Source organism: Geminicoccus sp., from assembly GCF_036263595.1.
Classification (GTDB): Bacteria; Pseudomonadota; Alphaproteobacteria; order Geminicoccales; family Geminicoccaceae; genus Geminicoccus.
In genome coordinates, this window is the sequence record NZ_DATAGQ010000158.1 from 15,379 (window position 1) to 32,295 (window position 16,917).

The following is a 16,917-nucleotide window of genomic DNA, read 5'->3' on the forward strand; positions in this document are numbered from 1 at the left end:
CAAGGCGATGCAGGGGCGGTGGTGATGTCGGATCTTCTCGGGACCTACGCCACCGCCCTGGTCGCCTTCCTCGTCATCGTCGACCCGCTGGGCCTCGTGCCGATCTTCATCGCGCTCACGCGGGGTGCCGGTCAGGCCGCTCGCCAGCGCATGGCGCTCAAGGCCGTGCTGATCGCAGCCGGCGTGCTGGTCGCGTTCGCGCTGCTGGGCGAGGAGCTGCTGACGTCGATCGGCATCGGGATCCCGGCCTTCCGCATCGCGGGCGGGATCCTCCTCTTCCTCGTGGCGCTGGAGATGGTGTTCGAGCGCCGTGCCCAGCGCCGGGAGACCACGGCGGAGCACGTGGCCGACGAGCGCCATGCCGTCCCGCACCACGTGACCGACATCTCCGTCTTCCCGATGGCGATCCCGCTCCTGGCCGGGCCCGGCGCCATCACCACCGTCATCCTGCAGATGGGTGCTCGCGAAGGCTCCTGGCCGGACCAGCTGAGCGTGCTGGCCGCCCTGCTCACCACCTTCGTGGTCGTCGGCATCGCGCTGTTCCTGGCCAGCCGGCTCGAGCGCTATCTCGGTCCCACCCTGATCAGCGTGTTCTCCCGCCTGCTCGGCCTCCTGCTGGCGGCGTTGGCCGTCCAGTTCATCATCGACGGGATCAAGCGCGCCTTCGGCGTCTGACTGTTCCTGTTGCGACGAAGCCTCATCTCCGGCCGTTGTCGAAACTTCTCGATAACAAAAATTGCTTTTTGTTCATGTTGAGCTATGCTGTCACGTCATCGAAAGATGACCCGCAATCGCGGGACGTGGCGGCTGCATACACACACATGCCGGCGCTGACGTCTCCAAGAAAAGCATTCATTGTAGGATTACAGAGCCTGCTCAGCATGAGAAAGTTTGGCACGGCAGACTGCTAGTCCTTCACCTTTTCTTTTCCGACTAGAATTCCGCCTATGCCTTCGATTACCGGAGGATCAGGTCATGGCAACTATTATAGGCGCGTCAAAGAGCGACGATTTGTTGGGCAGCTCGTCGAAAGACACGATCTACGGCAGAGCAGGCAACGACGAAGTCCATGGCGGCCTGGGTGACGATGCCCTGTTCGGCGAAGGAGGCGGCGACCGCCTCTTCGGCGGGGGTGGCAACGACCGACTGTACGGCCAGGTGGGCAACGACCTGCTCGAAGGCGGTCTCGGCAACGATCTCCTGGCAGGCGGCGCCGACGACGACACGCTGAACGGTGGCCGCGGGATCGACGTCCTCCATGGCGATGCGGGCAACGACGTCCTCATCGGCGGCGACGGGGATCTTCTCTACGGCGATGCCGGCAACGACATCGCCTGGGGCCGCACCGGCCTGATGACCTTCTCCGGCGGCGATGGCGACGACCAGTACTGGGCGAACGACTTCAGCTCGGGCTACCTGTCGCGCAGCATCGTCAGCGGCGGCGGCGGCAACGACCTGGTCATCGGCGGAACCGGCAACGATGTGCTGCGCGGCGATGCGGGCAACGACATCATCGACGGCAATGACGGCGACGACCGGCTCGAAGGCGGGAGCGGCGACGATTCGCTGGACGGCCTTGCGGGCGACGACATCATCCTGGGCGGCGGTGGCAACGACGTCATCGTCGGCCGGGACGGCAAGGACCTCTTCGTCGGCGGCAGCGGCAACGACCGGTTCGCCTACTTCCTTGTCGAAGCAGACAGCTTCCCGGAGGCCTGGAACCGCGAGGCCAACGACGTCGTCGCGGACTTCAAGCGCGGCGAGGACAAGCTGCAGGTGCGTGTCACCTACGACATGCCCGGCGACTTCCGCGTCCATTTTCTGTCCTTCGACGACCTCGACACGAACGGCAACGACGTCCTGGACGAGGCGGACGATGCGGTGGCCCTCGTCGACCACACGCTGGACGGCAGCAGCAGGGAGTCGACCGTCATCGACATCGGAGCGGTGCCGGAGATGACGGCGGTCCTGCCCGTGTTCGGCACCATCACGCTTCATGGCGTCACCGGCATGACGGCGACGGACTTCGCCTGAGCAAGGCAGCGGCTCCTTGCCAGCAAAGGCAGCTCATCATCCAGCCGTCTTTCGGGCCAACCAGACCACAGGGAGAAGATCATGGCGACGATCACCGGAACGTCGGGTGACGACACCCGCATCGGCACCGGGGGAAAGGATACGATCTACGGCAGGAGCGGGAATGACCGCCTGTACGGCCGGCTCGGCGACGATGCGATCTATGGAGAGGGCGGCAACGACTTTCTCTATGGCGAGGGAGGCAATGACCACCTGTACGGTCAGAGCGGCGACGATTTCGCAGATGGCGGCACGGGCAACGACACGATCCATGGCGGAATCGGGAACGATACCCTGTTCGGCAGAGCCGGCGCCGACCTGCTGTACGGCAATGCCGGCGCCGACCATATCAGGGGCATGGAAGACAACGACGTCGTGTCGGGTGGCGACGGCAACGACAACATCAATGGCGACGAAGGTTTCGATCGACTTTGGGGCGACGCCAACAACGACTCTCTCTTCGGGGATGAAGGCAACGACAGGCTGTGGGGCGGGACCGGCAACGACACGCTGAATGGCGGCGCCGGCACCGACAACCTGCACGGCGATGCAGGCGACGACCTGCTTTTCGGCGGCCATGAGGATGTCCTCTATGGCGACGATGGCAACGACACCCTTTTCTCGCTTGGCGGGCTAGGGATCATCCATGGTGGTGCCGGCAATGACCTGTTCCAGGGACACACCTTCGAGCAGGAGACGCCCCGCCCACGCAGCGAGGGATGGAGCATCGTCCACGGGGGCGATGGCGACGACGAGATGCTGGCGGGCGGTTCGCATGACGAACTCTTCGGCGACAAGGGACACGACTATATCTGGGGCGACTGGGGCAACGACCTCATCCAGGGTGGCGACGGCAACGACGAGCTGATCGGCAATTTCGGCGACGACGTGATCCGTGGCGGTATCGGCAACGATCTGATCCGCGGCGAGGACGGCTTCGACATGCTCACCGGCAATGCCGGCAATGACATCTTCCGCTACAATTTTAACGAAGGCGATGGCCTCACCTGGCTGCGCGTCCACGAAGCAAACGACGTGATCACCGACTTCGTGCGCGGCCAGGACAAGCTCAGTGTCCATGCCAGCTACAACTCCATCGACGGCGACGAGATTGTCACCCGATCGCACCGCCTGGTCTTCGCCGACCTCGACACCAACAAGAACAGCGTGCTGGACGACGCGGACAGGGCCGTCGAGATCGAGAACCATACGCTGAACGGCAGCACCAGGCAGTCGACCGTAATCGACATCGCCGCCGTGCCGCCGTTGACGGCCGTGTTCGACGTCTTCGGCAAGATCACGCTGCATGGCACGACCGGCATGACCAGCGCCGATATTGCCTAAACCCGCGTCGGACCGTGGAGCTTGAATGCCCTGCATCGGCTGGGCCAACCTGACCGGAACCGCCGCGTGCGTAGGAAAGGGAGGCACAGTCCGATGCAGGTCGTCGATCCGCATATGCATCTCTGGGATCTGGAGACACACCGCTATCCATGGCTGCAGCCGCCGGGCGACATGTTCATCGGCGACTACCACGCCATCGCGAAGACGCACCTGCTCGAGGACTTCCTGGCGGATGCCGGGTCGATCCAGGTGCAGAAGATCGTGCACATCGATGCCGGCCATGACCCGTCCGACCCGCTGGGCGAGACGCGCTGGCTGCAGGCCATCGCCGACGATCCCACGTCCAACGGGATGCCCAACGCGATCGTGGCCGGCGCCGACCTGTCCAAGCCGGACGTCGAGCGGCTGCTGGCGGCCCATGCGGAGCACCGCAACATGCGCGGCATCCGCCAGATCCTGAACGTCCATCCCGACAAGCGCCTGGATTTCGTCGGCCGGCAGCTCATGGCCGATGACGGCTGGCGGAAGAACTTCAAGCTCCTGGCGAAGTACGGCCTGTCCTTCGACCTGCAGATCTATCCCGACCAGATGGCGGCCGCAGCCGGGCTGGCGGCGGGGAACCCGGACATCCCGATCATCCTCAACCACACCGGCATGTTCGCCGACCGCAACAGCGTCCAGGGCTGGCGGATCTGGCGCGACGGGATGCGCCTGCTGGCCGGGCAAGCGAACGTGTCGGTGAAGCTCTCCGGGCTGGGCATGCTCGACCACCATTGGACGGTGGAAAGCCTGCGGCCCTACGTGCTGGAGGCGGTCGACGCGTTCGGCACGGAGCGCGCCATGTTCGCCTCCAACTTCCCGGTGGACCGGCTGTTCAGCAGCTACGAGCAGCTCTGGCAGGCATTCGCGACGATCGTGGCCGACATGTCGGAGGCCGAGAAGGCGGCGCTGTTTCGGACCAATGCCGAGCGGGTCTACCGGATCTAGGCAGGGGCAACCCCGATCGTGAGGCTGGCGCGAAAGCCGTCCGGCTCCGCCGTGACGGTGCAAAAGCCGAGATGATCGGGGTCGTCCGCCTGCACGATGCGATCATTGCTATTGTCGACGTTGCGGCGCGCCCGGCGGCCGCCATAGGCGGCTGCATCGGCATAGATCTGCTCGCTCACCGCATCGGGAAAGTAGATCTGGCCAGTCGCGACGTCCCGCTCGCCCAGGAACAGCTTGAAGTGGATGTGCGTGGCACGGCCGGGATACCAGCCGGGCCAGATCGTCTCGAACATCAGAGCGCCGGATGCGTCGGCGAACTGGGTGCCGCGCAGGAACTGCTCTCCGCTCGTGTCGATGTCGCGACCGTCCCCTTGTCGAGGGTAGCCGGAATAACGACCCTGGGCATCCGCATGCCACACGTCCACTCGTGCACCCGGCATGGGCTGACAGCTCGCGGCGTCGACGACGCGCAGGACGAGACGCAGCGGCGCGCCAGGACAGCCGTCGGCGATCGTCCGGCGGACGAGCTTCGGGTCGAAGAAGAACGGACCTTCCGTCGATTGCGGCGTCAGGACGCACATTGCTTCTTGCGCCTGGGCGGAGGAAAGAGCGGCCTTTGCCTGGCCGATGCGCAACGTGCCGGCGGCAAGGCCAGCCAAGGGCACCGCGAGGGCCAGGCGGCGCGGCAGGCGGACAGGAACATCGGTCATCGACTTGGCCTGCGAAGGGTGAACCTGCGGCCATCATGGAACGGCACTGTCTCTGCCGCATGTCGTCCCGCTTGCGATCCGTAACAGCGTGGGAACGGAATGGGGGCACCGCATCCTGCCGCGGCAGGATGCGGTCAACGACGACGAAGGACATGACCATGGAACGCGTCTGCTTTCTCCTCGAGGTCCGGGCGGACCGGCTGGCCGAGTACAGGGAAGCCCATCGCAAGGTCTGGCCGGAGATGCTCGACGCCTTGTCCCGGACCGGCTGGCGGAACTACTCGCTGTTCCTGCGCGAGGACGGCCTGCTCGTGGGATATCTCGAGACCGACGACTTCCAGGCAGCCCTGGCCGGCATGGCCGCCACCGAGGTGAACACACGCTGGCAGGCCACCATGCAGCCCTTCTTCGAGGCACTGGATGGCCGGCGCCCGGACGAGGGCATGGTCCCGCTGGAGGAAGTCTTCCACTTGGCGTGATATCGGTCACAGCGGCGCCGACGTTTTCCGTCTTGGCTCCTTGGCGTTCCAGCAGTATTCAGAATGGTGCGGATATACGCTGCAGTAGCGCCCGAGTGACAATGCGCCGGGGCAGTGGACGCGCCGGCGAAGATGATCCGGCGAGTGCATGTCGTGGGCTGACCATGACATGGGTGTGCTGTTTGGCGTTTTGATGAATATTGCGGTGGTTGTTCAGGAGTAGCCGTAGCCGAGCGGCAAGGCGGCATATTGCCGTCGGAGTGGCGTCGTGGCGCAAGGCCCGCTGACCGGTGCGTTGCGCGGGAAGAATGACATGGCGTACGTGCTGGAGTTCGTGCGGACGACCGGCCTCCTGGCGGTCCTGCTGCTGGTTGCCTGGTGCGGGCCGGCCGGGGCGCAGGGCGTGCCCGACGAGGCGATGCAGGCCGGACGTACGGCCGAGTCCCTGCCGCCCGCCGACGAGGACTATTTCCGCGACATGGATGGCGGGATCGCGCTCACGCCGGACGAGGTCAAGGGCCGCAACATGTGGCTGGTCTGGACCGGCGGGAACGACCGGTTCTGGGACATCATGTCCCAGCGCACGTTTGGCGCCTTCGACCTCCTCAAGACGATCTCGTCCCACCCTTCGCTCAAGAACAACCGCGGCAATCGCTGGAACTATCTGGGGCTCGTGAACGAGCCGTGCTTCGAGAAGGCCACAGGCCCGGATCCCAAGCATTTCGGCTTGTGGATCGACCAGCGAACCGGCGACTGCGCGCCCGACCCGTTCGCGAACGAGCAGAAGTACCCGGGCGTCGCCATCGGCGCGCGTGGCAGGAACATGCTGGTCGGATCGCTCTACGGTGAGCCCACCGGCATCATCGGCCTGCGCCTGTTCCCCAACCCCGCCTTCGACGAGGAGGCCCAGCGGCGCTGGGATCCCGTGCGCTTCTACGAGGATCCGTCCTACTACCTGCAGAAGGACCTGGTCCGGCCCTACCGGGTCGGCATGTCCTGCGCCTTCTGCCATGTCGGGCCGATCCCGACCAGGCCGCCGGCTGATCCGGAGAACCCCGCGTTCGAGAACCTGAGCTCGACGGTGGGTGCCCAGTATTTCTGGATCGACCGGATCTTCGCCTGGGAGGCAGATCCCAGGAACTACATGTACCAGCTCGTCCATACCTCGCGGCCGGGCACGCTCGACACCTCGCTCGTGTCGACCGACTACATCAACAACCCGCGCACGATGAACGCGATCTACCTGCTCGGTGCGCGAATGGAACTGGCCAAGCGCTTCGGCAAGGAGACGCTGAAGGGCGAGGAACTGGACAACAAGCAGTTCAACGACTTCGACCCGGACGGCCCGCTCGCTTCCTTCTTCCAGCCGCCGGACATCTCGTTCTCTCCGCGCGTGCTCAAGGATGGTTCGGACTCGGTGGGTGCGCTGGGTGCGCTGAACCGCGTCTACCTGAACATCGGCCTCTACAGCGAGGAATGGCTCCGGCACTTCAACCCGCTGGTCGGCGGCAAGACGATCACGCCGATCCCGATCAATTTCGCGCAGGCAAAGTCGCCCTACTGGCAGGCGACCGAACAGCAGACCCCGTTCATGGCGAAGTTCTTCCTGAAGGCGGGCCAGCCCGACCGGCTGAAGGACGCGCCCGGCGGCCAGGCCTACCTCACGAACGACCCGGCCGTGCTGGAGCGGGGCAAGGTCGTGTTCGCCGAGCGCTGCGCCCGCTGCCATTCGAGCAAGCTGCCGGCCAGCGTTCCCGGGCTCGATCCCGGCGGCTGCTCCGGCCCGAACTACCTCCAGTGCTGGAACCGCTACTGGGAAGCCACCAAGACCGAGGACTTCAAGGCGCAGATGCGCGAGATCGTCCTGGCCCCCGACTTCCTCGACGACAACTACCTGTCCCACGACCAGCGCGTGCCGGTCACGCTCCTGGAAACCAACATCTGCAGCCCGCTCGCGACCAACGCGATCGAAGGCAACATCTGGGACAACTTCTCCTCGCGCACCTACAAGGACCTGCCCTCGGTCGGCACGGTGACCGTGCATCACCCCATTACCGGCGAGCCCAGGCCCTACCAGATGCCGGCGAACGGCCGGGGCTATACGAGGCCGCCGACGCTGGTCAGCCTCTGGTCGACCGCACCCTTCCTCATCAACAACTCGCTGGGCCGCTTCGATCCCAGCCCCTCGGTCGAGGCGCGCATGCGCTCGTTCCAGGACAGCATCGAGCAGCTGCTCTGGCCGGAGCGGCGCCAGAAGGACCCGATCCTGGGCGACAAGGTGCCGGGCCTGATCGACCGCACCACGGCGCGCTCCTACGTGACCATTCCCGTGGGCTTCCAGCCGGACCTGGTCGAGTGGCTGCTCCGGCCCTTCCGCGACGACCTGCCAAAGCTGCTGACACCCGAGGGCGACTTCCAGCTGGGGCCGATCCCGGCCGGCACGCCGATCGGCCTGATCTCCAACCTCGACCTCCGGCCGGACCGGATGGAGCTGCTGGACCGGGTCCGGCACGACTTCAAGCTGGCGGAGGTCGCGATCAAGGCCAAGCGGGACCTGCTGGCGCTGCCGGCCGATGCCGATGACGAGCGGGCCCGCAAGGTCTTCGCCGACCTGGTCGACCCGCTGCTCGAGCTCAGCAAGTGCCCGGACTACGTGGTCAATCGCGGCCACTACTTCGGCACGGACCGCTTTGCCGAGGAGCCGGGCCTGAGCGACCAGCAGAAGCTCGACCTAGTCGAGTTCCTGAAGACGTTCTGAGAGCGGGCATGGCGGAGGCAGGCCAAACGGAAGCGGAGTACGTGATCGTCGGTTCGGGTGCCGGCGGCGGGACGCTGGCGGCCCGGCTGGCCGAGGCGGGCAGGACGGTGCTGCTGCTTGAGGCAGGAAGCGATCCACGGGAGACGGCGGGCGGCGTGCCGGGCGCACCTGGCAATCGCATGCCCGACGACTACGACGTGCCGGCCTTCCACCCCTTCGCGTCGGAGAACGATGCGATCAGCTGGGACTTCTTCGTCCGCCATTACGCCGACGACGAACTGCAGCGCCGCGACCCCAAGTACCGGCCGGATCAAGGAGGCGTGCTCTATCCGCGCGCCGGCACGCTCGGCGGCTGCACGGCCCACAACGCGATGATCCTGGTCTGCCCGCACGATGCGGACTGGGACGCGATCGCCAGCCTGACCGGCGACCCGTCCTGGGGTGCCGGTCCCATGCAGGCCTATTTCCAGCGCCTGGAGGACTGCCGGCACCGGCCGCTCCAGCGCCAGCTTGCCCGGATCGGCATCGATCGGACCGGCCATGGCTGGGATGGGTGGCTCACGACTGAAAAGTGCCTGCCGCGCAGCGTGCTGGGCGACGAGCGGCTCCTGCGGACCATCCTCGCGTCTGCCCGCATCGCCTTCGACCGCAGCGGCGACCTGATCGAGCGCCTCAAGCGGCTGATCCAAGGTGCGGCGGATCCGAACGACAAGGACCTGGTGCGGTCGAATGCCGAGGGCGTACGCTACACGCCGCTGACGACCCGGGACCACCGCCGCATCGGGTCGCGCGAGCGCGTCCTGGACGTTGCCGCCCGCTTTCCGGACCGCCTGCGCCTGGAGCTGAACGCGCTGGTCACCCGCGTCCTGTTCGACGACGGCAACCGGGCTGTCGGCGTGGAATACCTGAAGGGCGAGCGCCTCTACCGCGCCCATCGCCGACCGAATGACGAGCCGGGCGAGCGACTCGTGGCACGGGCGTCCCGCGAGGTCGTGCTGTCCGGTGGCGCCTTCAACACGCCGCAGCTCCTGATGCTGTCCGGAATCGGCGCGCGTACCGACTTGGAGAAGCATGGCATCGACGTCCGAGTCGACCTGCCCGGCGTGGGCCGGAACCTGCAGGACCGCTACGAGGTCTGCGTGGTCAGCCGCATGAACTTCGACCATTGGGAAGCCCTGGCCGATGCGCGCTTCTCCACCGACGACCGGCTCTACAAGGAATGGGCAGCCGGCAGGGGCGGCCTCTATGCCACCAACGGCGCCGGCCTCGCCGTCATCCAGCGCTCCAAGCCGGAGCGGCCGATCCCCGACCTGTTCTTGATGGCGCTGCTCGGGCGCTTCGCCGGCTACTTCCCAGGTTATGCCCGCCATCTGGCCGAGAACCTGAACTACCTGAGCTGGGCGATCCTGAAGGCGCACACCGAGAACCGCGCCGGCACGATCACCTTGCGCTCGGCCGATCCCTGCGACCCGCCATCCGTCAACTTCCACTTCTTCGAGGAAGGTGACGATAAGGGCGGCAGCGACCTCGACGCGGTGGTCGAGGGGATCCGCTCCGTGCGGCGGATCACCGACAGGCTCAGGGAAGAAGAGCTGATCGCGCAGGAGGAGATGCCGGGACCCGACCTGCAGTCCGACGCGCAGCTCAAGGATTACGTGCGCGCCAACGCCTGGGGCCACCATGCCTCCTGCTCGTGCGCCATCGGCGATCGAAGCGCTGGCGGCGTCCTGGACGGGCGGCTTCGCGTGCACGGTGTGCAGGGACTGCGGGTCGTCGATGCCTCGGTGTTCCCGCGCATCCCCGGATTCTTCATCGCAAGTGCGGTCTACATGGTCGGCGAGAAGGCTGCGGACATGATCCTGGCCGACGCCGCCAAGCAGGGAGTCGATTGATCATGGCCTACGACGTTCAGCAGCTCTTGAAGATGTCGCAGGAAGAGCTGGATGCGCTGTTCACGCAGAGCCCGGCCGGGCCGATCCCGACCGGGGAGGCGACCGGCACCGCGATCATCGCGCCCGGCACGCGCTTCAGCCCGGACATCGCCGAGTTCATCAGCAACTTCGCCTGGCAGGGCAAGGTCTTCGACGACAAGCACAACGTGCTGCGCAACAAGATCCTGCCGTTCGGGCTGAACGCGATCATCGCCAAGGTCTACAAGGGCGAAAGCTGGCTGGACAAGAAGGAGTGCATCGTCCTCGACTATTCCGAGACGTCGCTCATCGCCCGCTGGATCCGCGACGAGATCCGCGAGATCCAGCCCAGGCTTTATCTCGGCAAGGTCTATTGGGGCAGCCAGCGGCTGATCGACTTCGCGCTGCAGTTCTGACGTGACCGACCAACGGCCATGATGCCGCAATCGACCTTCCTGGTGCTTGCCGAGGTGATCCCGGAGAGGGAACAGTCGCTCCGCGACCTCCTGGCGACGATGAATGTCGAGCCCGGCATGGCCGACCCGGCCAACGCGCTGGTCCCGTTCGAACGATTCGAACAGCTTCACGTGGCGCGCTTCACGTTCCTCCAGCCGCCGGCCGAAGGCGACATCGAAGTCTATGGCCTCCGCCCGACGCCCTGGCCCCTGACCCTGGCCTTTCTCGGCGACTGCGACGGTCCCGCCGAGACCTTCCTGGCCGAACTGGTCCGCGAAGCGGGACCCGGGCTTTGCCGGATCTTCTCCTGCTGCCGCGGCTTCGCACCGGATGGCGACATCCTGGCCTGGTTGTGCGCCCGCGAGCAGCCGTCCGCCGCGACCTATGTCAACTGGATCGGCCGCACCGTCGTGCAGATCCGCGAGGAAGCGGCGCTGCGCAAGGCGCTGGTCGAGTATGTGGATCAGAGCCGCAGGATCGAGCCGGTCGATGCCGCAACCCTGCGCAATCGCATCCTGACCTTCGTCGCCGCCGAGCGCCGGGCCGGCCGGCTGACGCTGACCCCGCCGCCGACGACGCCACTGGACTGGCGCCTGCGCAACGCCGTCCATGCGGTGGGCGTGCCGGTCATCCTGCTGGTCCTGGCGCCTTTCCTGCTGGTGGCCTCGCCGGTCCTGATCTTCATGCTGCGCTCCCGGGAAACGTCCGATCCCGAGCTCGCGCCACCGCCCGATCCCGCGCATGTCCGGCAGCTGGAGGACCTCGAGGACCACGACGTCACCAACCAGTTCAGCGCCATGGGCGACATCAAGCCCGGCCGCTTCCGCCGCTGGCTGGTGGTCTTCCTCCTTTGGCTCCTGGACTATGCCTCCCGCCACATCTTCCGGCGCGGCTACCTGACCAGGGTCCAGACGATCCATTTCGCCCGCTGGGTCTTCCTGGACGACCGCAGGCGGCTGTTCTTCGCCAGCAACTATGACGGCAGCCTCGAAAGCTACATGGACGACTTCATCAACAAGGTCGCCTGGGGCATCAACCTCGTCTTCGGCAACGGCATCGGCTTTCCGCGCGTCTCCTGGCTGATCAAGGGCGGCGCCAGGTTCGAGGGCAAGTACAAGCGCTACCTGCGCCGCCACCAGATCCCGACCGCCGTCTGGTACAAGGCCTACCCGGACCTGTCGGTGGTCGACCTCAACCGCAACAGCCAGATCCGCCTGGGCCTGGAGCGGCAGATGGCAAGCGAGCGGGAGGTGAGGGAATGGCTGAGCCTCCTGTGAGCACGGGCGAGCTGCCGGACCTGGCGGACATCCAGGGCATCGTCCGCTTCGGCCATGGCCGGCTGACGGAGGCGTCCTTCTTTCTCCTCCGGATCGCCGACGCCGGGGCCGCCCGTGCCTGGCTCCGCGATGCCCCGGTCACCACCGCCGTCACCAGCACGCCGCCGCCAGCCACCGCGCTGCAGGTCGCGTTCACGCGGCAGGGCCTCGAAGCGATGGGCCTTCGGCCGGAGGTCATCCAGGGATTCTCGCCCGAGTTCGTCGCCGGCATGAGCGAGCCCAACCGCGCGCGCCGCCTGGGCGACGTCGAGGCGAACGATCCCGCCGGATGGGACTGGGGCGGCAAGGAGGGGGCCGTTCCGCACCTCGTCGTCATGGCCTATGCAAGGGAGGGCGGGCTTGCCGCCTGGGAGGAGGCCGTCCAGGCCGAGCCCTGGCCGACGGCCTTCGAGCTGCTGGCCCGGCTTGCGACCTTCGACATCGGCGACATCGAGCCGTTCGGCTTTCCCGACGGCATCAGCCAGCCCCATCTCGACTGGCAGCGCAAGCTGCCGGTGGGCGAGAAGGAGCGGCTCACCTACAGCAACATGCTTGCCCTGGGCGAGGTGCTGCTGGGCTATCCCAACGAGTACGGCCTCTACACGGAGCGGCCGCTGATCAATCCTAGCACCGACGACAGGGCCGCTGGCCTGCCGCTGGCCGAGGACGTGCCGGAGCGGTGCGATCTGGGCCGCAACGGCAGCTACCTCGTCTTCCGGCAGCTGCACCAGGACGTGCGCGGCTTCTGGCAGTTCCTCGACCATGCGGCCGGCTCCGATCCGGTGCGCCGGACGGAACTGGCCGAATCCATGGTCGGCCGCCGCATCACGGGCGAGCCGCTGGCACCGCCTACGAGCGAGACCATTCCTGGAAACGGTTCGCCACCCGGCGCCCTGAACGACTTCACCTATGCGGGCGGTCCGGACGGCACGCATTGCCCGTTCGGCGCCCATATCCGCCGTGCCAACCCGCGCACCGCCGATCTGCCGGGAGGGCAGCAGGACCTCTGGTCACGCCTGCTGCGCACGCTCGGCTTCAAGCGCGCCGGATTTCGCGAGGACTTCGTCGCCTCGACCCGCTTCCATCGCCTGCTGCGCCGCGGCCGCGAGTACGGTACCGAACTCCTGCCCGACGATGCGCTGGAGCCGGGACCTTCGGACGAGCCGCGGGGCATCCATTTCATCTGCCTTTGCGCCAACATCGCCCGGCAGTTCGAGTTCGTGCAGAACGCCTGGATGACGAGCGCGAAGTTCGACGGCCTGCCGGACGAGGCGGACCCGCTCCTCGGCAACAGGGTGCCGCTGCGCGGCGGCACGAGCACGAACCGGTTCAGCATGCCCAGGCATGACGGTCCGCCCCAGCGCATCGAGGGCCTGCCTCGCTTCGTGACCGTGCGCGGCGGCGCCTACTTCTTCCTGCCGGGCATCCGGGCACTTCGCTATATCGCGGGAGGCTTGCCATGAGCACGCAGATTGCCGGACGACCGGGTGCTGGCGCCGACCGCGACGCCTTTCTCAAGGCCCTGCACCGGTCACTCCAGGCTGGCCTGCGGGTGGAGCGCCGGCTGGAGCCGTTCTTCCGGCCCGCCTTCAACCGGGCGTTCCGCGAGCCGCTGGCGGGCTTCCTGCAATACCTGATCAACCGTCGCCGCCCAGACGAGGGACTGGGCTTGGCCGAGGAGCGGGTCGCCCCGGACGAGGAAGCGAGCCTGGATTCCATCATCGCCAGCTTTGCCGACTATCTCCGCCGGACCTACCAGCCCGGGCAGTTCGAGCGCGGCGGCAACACCAAGACCCACGGCATCGTCCGTGCGGAACTCATCGTCCGCGACGGCCTGCCCTCCCACCTCCGCCACGGCCTCTTCGCCACGCCTGCGCGCTATCCCGCCTATGTCCGCTTCTCCGGCCCAGGCCCCGACATGCCGCCGGACATCGAGGACGTCGGCTTCGTCAGCATGACCGTGAAGGTGATGGGCGTGCCTGGCCCGAAGCTGATGGAGGACGAGAAGTTCACGCAGGATTTCCTGGCCGTCTGCACGCCAACCTTCGTGACGCCGAACACGCGCGAGAACGCCAAGCTGCAGCTCTGGAGCTTCCGCGACCTGCCGGTCTTCTATTTCCTGAACCCGCTCGACACGCACCTGCTCGACTTCTTCATGCAGTCCCTGTGGAACGAGACACAGTACAACCCGCTGGGCGCTCGCTACTGGAGCTGCGTGCCCTACCTGCTGGGCCATGGGCAGGCGATGATGTACTCGTTCATCCCGACGTCGCAGGTCGTCACGGACATCCCGGGCGTGCCGTTCGGCAAGGTGCCGCCCAACTACCTGCGCGACAACATGGTGGCGACGCTGGAACGGCAGGACGTCGAGTTCGACCTGATGGTTCAGGTGCAGACCGATCCGCACGCGATGCCGATCGAGAATGCTGCGGTGCGCTGGCCGGAGCGGCTGTCGCCGTTTATCCCGGTCGCCACGATCCATATCCCCAGGCAGGTGTTCGATACGCCGGCGCATCGCGAACTTGGCAAGCGGCTGTCGCTCAACCCCTGGCATTGCCTGCCCGAGCACCGGCCGCTCGGCAACCAGAGCCGGGCGCGGCGTCGGATGTATGCGGAGCTGTCCCGCCTGCGGCAGGAACGGAATGGTACGCCGCATGTCGAACCGACCGGCAACGAACTCCTGGGATGAACGGAGCGGTCCGGGCTATTCTGCCGCCTCCGGAACCGCCGTACGCTGCCAGTTGAAGCAGGCATCGTGCAGGAAGCGCCTGAGAGCGTTCTCGTTGCTCGGCAGCAGCCTGCCCCGCGCAGAGGCCAGCTGCACCGGTGGCCGGACCGCCTGCGGGTCGTACAGGACCGGCCTGAACCGGCGGCCCGCCTCCTCCGCAAGGCGCTCGGCCACCACGTGCCAGGACACGGTGCCCTCGTTGACCAGGTGCCAGTATCCGTCCTCGCCGTCGACCAGCAGGTCGAGGGCCATATGGATCAGGTCCGGCAGATAGCTGAAGGCGGCGGGATCGCCGGGCTGCCCGTGATAATGCTGGTCCTGCTCGATCGAGGCGAAGGCGCGGTGAATCGGGTGATGACGGCTGCGCCGGCACAGGGGCGAACTGGCGCGGACGATCAGCGCCGACGGGTGCCCGTCCAGGGCCGCCCGCTCCGCATCGGCCCATCCCCACCCGTTCGCGAGGTCGAGGCCCACCTGATCCGTCTCGACATAGGCACGCCCCAGCCGCCCGTCGAAGACCTGCTCGGAAGAGAACATCAGGAACGGGATGCGCCGGCCGGCAGCCGTCGCCGCCAGGAGATGCGTGAATTCCTGCTCGTCGGACATGCCTGCCGAATGGCCGACATGGCTTCCATGGCCTGCCAGATCGATCATCGCCCAGGGCTCTGCCTGATCCAGCGCCTGGGCCAAGCCATCGGCATCCCGCGCCACCACGATCTGCTCAAGGCCACGCTGGCGGCAGATCTCGGCCAGATTGGCAGCGAACAGCCCCTCATCGCCAGCGATCAGCAGGCGACGTGGCCTGTCCGGCGATCGTCCGAGGAAGCGTGACGTCACCGCCGCATAGCCGCGCTCGGCGCGATGCCACCAGCCCTGGCTGTCCAGGACGGGGTGGTCCATCGGCTTGCCTTGCGCCAGCGCCGCGATCGCATGGCCAAGGGCGGTGCGGCGAGGCGGCGTGGACCGGACGTCGAACGCACCGGCCTCGTAGAAACCCTCCTCGCGCAGCAGTAAGGAGCGCCAGTCGACCACGCCGAGCAGGGCCCAGGGCGTCACGGCCCGGACGTCGGCTCCCGCCGCCTTGAGCTCGACCGCCGCCCGATGGACCTCGACGAGCCAGCGCAGCTGCTCCTCGCGGGTGCAACCGTGATGGACCTCGGTGACCGCGACCGGGAGCCGGTAGCGCTCCCATAGCTCCTGCAATCTGGCTCCGGCGCCCGTCATTCCTTCGGGCATGTCCATCCGGACGGCCTCGACATCCGCATAGGCATGCCGCCCGTTGCCCCCGCGGAACCAGCTCGGGTAGCGCTCGACGTCCTCGTCCAGGAACCGCTCGCTGGTCAGGTAGTGGTTCATGCCGAGCAGGTCGGGCGGGCGATCGTTCTCCAGGAAGAAGGCGAGGTCGCGCTCGGTAACCCCGTTCTCGACCAGATAGCCGAACAGCGGATGATGACGGTCGATCCGGCCGGTCAGGAGGTCGAAGGAGAGCCAGCGCCGGTGGTTCTCGTAGTCCGCCTGGTACTGGAGGAGCGGCGTGCTGAAGACCTTGCCCAGATCCTCGGTCTGGACGAGGCGGGCGGACGGAATGACCTCGCGGACGGCACGCATGGCGAGCACGACCGCGCGGCACTGGTTCAGCAGCGCCTGCAGGAAGCTGCGGTGGTCGCGCCGGTGCGGGTACCAGTGGCCGTAGAGCGCGCTGAACCGGGCCGTGGTGAGCGGCTCGTTGACCGGCGTGAACATTTCGATCCAGGGATAGCGTTCGGCTACCGCCCTGGCATGCACGGCCAGCTTCTCGCCGAACGACGGATCGAGCAGGTTCGTGTAGTGCGGACCACTGCCGTGATGGACCAGGCCGGCGATCGGCCGCACGCCCAGCTGACGCAGCCGCGCCAGCCTCTCGTCATGCCACTGCCAGTTCCGCTTCTCTGGATGATCGGGAGCCACCGATTCCCACAAGATCGGATAGCGCAGCGTCCTGATGCCGAGCCCGGCTATGGCGTCCAGGTCACAAATGCGACCGCGATGACCAGTCTCCGTGACCTGATCACGCCAGCGATCGCCGACCCGGACAATGGTAGCTTCGATCCCTCCCCAGATCTCGACAGACATCGATCCAGGCAGAGCAGAGTCGGCAAGTGCTGCGACCGGATGAT

13 protein-coding genes are annotated in these 16,917 nt (G+C 66.8%); 11 read left to right on the forward strand and 2 right to left on the reverse strand.

What is annotated here, in order from left to right:
* The first annotated feature begins 24 nt into the window (after positions 1 to 24).
* The 4 genes from VHL31_RS17205 to VHL31_RS17220 all read left to right on the forward strand — a co-directional run bounded on the left by VHL31_RS17205 (position 25) and on the right by VHL31_RS17220 (position 4,404).
* Positions 25 to 675, forward strand: coding sequence for a MarC family protein (locus VHL31_RS17205; RefSeq protein ID WP_329662468.1), 651 nt, complete (start codon positions 25 to 27; stop codon positions 673 to 675).
* Positions 676 to 975: 300 nt separating this feature from the next.
* On the forward strand, positions 976 to 2,034 hold the full coding sequence (locus tag VHL31_RS17210) for a calcium-binding protein (RefSeq protein WP_329662469.1): 1,059 nt from the start codon (positions 976 to 978) through the stop codon (positions 2,032 to 2,034).
* 81 nt (positions 2,035 to 2,115) lie between these two features.
* The gene (locus VHL31_RS17215; RefSeq protein WP_329662470.1) at positions 2,116 to 3,417 is read left to right on the forward strand and encodes a calcium-binding protein; all 1,302 of its coding nucleotides are present in this window, start codon (positions 2,116 to 2,118) and stop codon (positions 3,415 to 3,417) included.
* 93 nt (positions 3,418 to 3,510) lie between these two features.
* On the forward strand, positions 3,511 to 4,404 hold the full coding sequence (locus VHL31_RS17220; RefSeq protein ID WP_329662471.1) for an amidohydrolase family protein: 894 nt from the start codon (positions 3,511 to 3,513) through the stop codon (positions 4,402 to 4,404).
* On the opposite strand, the gene VHL31_RS17225 is transcribed toward VHL31_RS17220, so the two are convergent.
* On the reverse strand, positions 4,401 to 5,114 hold the full coding sequence (locus tag VHL31_RS17225; protein ID WP_329662472.1) for an intradiol ring-cleavage dioxygenase: 714 nt from the start codon (positions 5,112 to 5,114) through the stop codon (positions 4,401 to 4,403). The two genes, VHL31_RS17220 and VHL31_RS17225, sit on opposite strands and share 4 nt — an antisense overlap.
* 158 nt (positions 5,115 to 5,272) lie before the next feature.
* Here VHL31_RS17225 and VHL31_RS17230 point away from each other — a divergent pair, with 158 nt between their 5' ends.
* The 7 genes from VHL31_RS17230 (at position 5,273) to VHL31_RS17260 (ending at position 14,722) form a co-directional block, all read left to right on the forward strand.
* Complete coding sequence (locus VHL31_RS17230; protein ID WP_349262471.1) at positions 5,273 to 5,593, forward strand: L-rhamnose mutarotase; 321 nt, start codon at positions 5,273 to 5,275, stop codon at positions 5,591 to 5,593.
* A 313-nt stretch (positions 5,594 to 5,906) separates the two neighbouring features.
* Positions 5,907 to 8,351 (forward strand): hypothetical protein, encoded by a 2,445-nt coding sequence (locus VHL31_RS17235; RefSeq protein ID WP_329662474.1) that lies wholly within the window; start codon positions 5,907 to 5,909, stop codon positions 8,349 to 8,351.
* An 8-nt stretch (positions 8,352 to 8,359) separates the two neighbouring features.
* Positions 8,360 to 10,243: a GMC family oxidoreductase gene (locus VHL31_RS17240; RefSeq protein WP_329662475.1), complete on the forward strand. Its 1,884-nt coding sequence runs from the start codon at positions 8,360 to 8,362 to the stop codon at positions 10,241 to 10,243.
* Positions 10,244 to 10,245: 2 nt separating this feature from the next.
* Entirely contained in the window at positions 10,246 to 10,677 is a 432-nt protein-coding gene (locus tag VHL31_RS17245; protein ID WP_329662476.1) for a hypothetical protein, read from the forward strand.
* An 18-nt stretch (positions 10,678 to 10,695) separates the two neighbouring features.
* A complete protein-coding gene (locus VHL31_RS17250; RefSeq protein ID WP_329662477.1) occupies positions 10,696 to 11,994 on the forward strand; it encodes a hypothetical protein in 1,299 nt (432 codons plus the stop codon).
* Positions 11,976 to 13,496 (forward strand): hypothetical protein, encoded by a 1,521-nt coding sequence (locus tag VHL31_RS17255; protein ID WP_329662478.1) that lies wholly within the window; start codon positions 11,976 to 11,978, stop codon positions 13,494 to 13,496. Before VHL31_RS17250 ends, VHL31_RS17255 begins: the two co-directional genes overlap by 19 nt.
* Positions 13,493 to 14,722: a catalase family protein gene (locus tag VHL31_RS17260; RefSeq protein WP_329662479.1), complete on the forward strand. Its 1,230-nt coding sequence runs from the start codon at positions 13,493 to 13,495 to the stop codon at positions 14,720 to 14,722. The genes VHL31_RS17255 and VHL31_RS17260 overlap by 4 nt, the downstream gene beginning before the upstream one ends.
* A gap of 15 nt (positions 14,723 to 14,737) precedes the next feature.
* Here the strand turns inward: VHL31_RS17260 and VHL31_RS17265 are convergent, their stop codons facing one another.
* A complete protein-coding gene (locus tag VHL31_RS17265) occupies positions 14,738 to 16,873 on the reverse strand; it encodes a family 1 glycosylhydrolase (RefSeq protein WP_329662480.1) in 2,136 nt (711 codons plus the stop codon).
* Between the last annotated feature and the right edge of the window lie 44 nt (positions 16,874 to 16,917).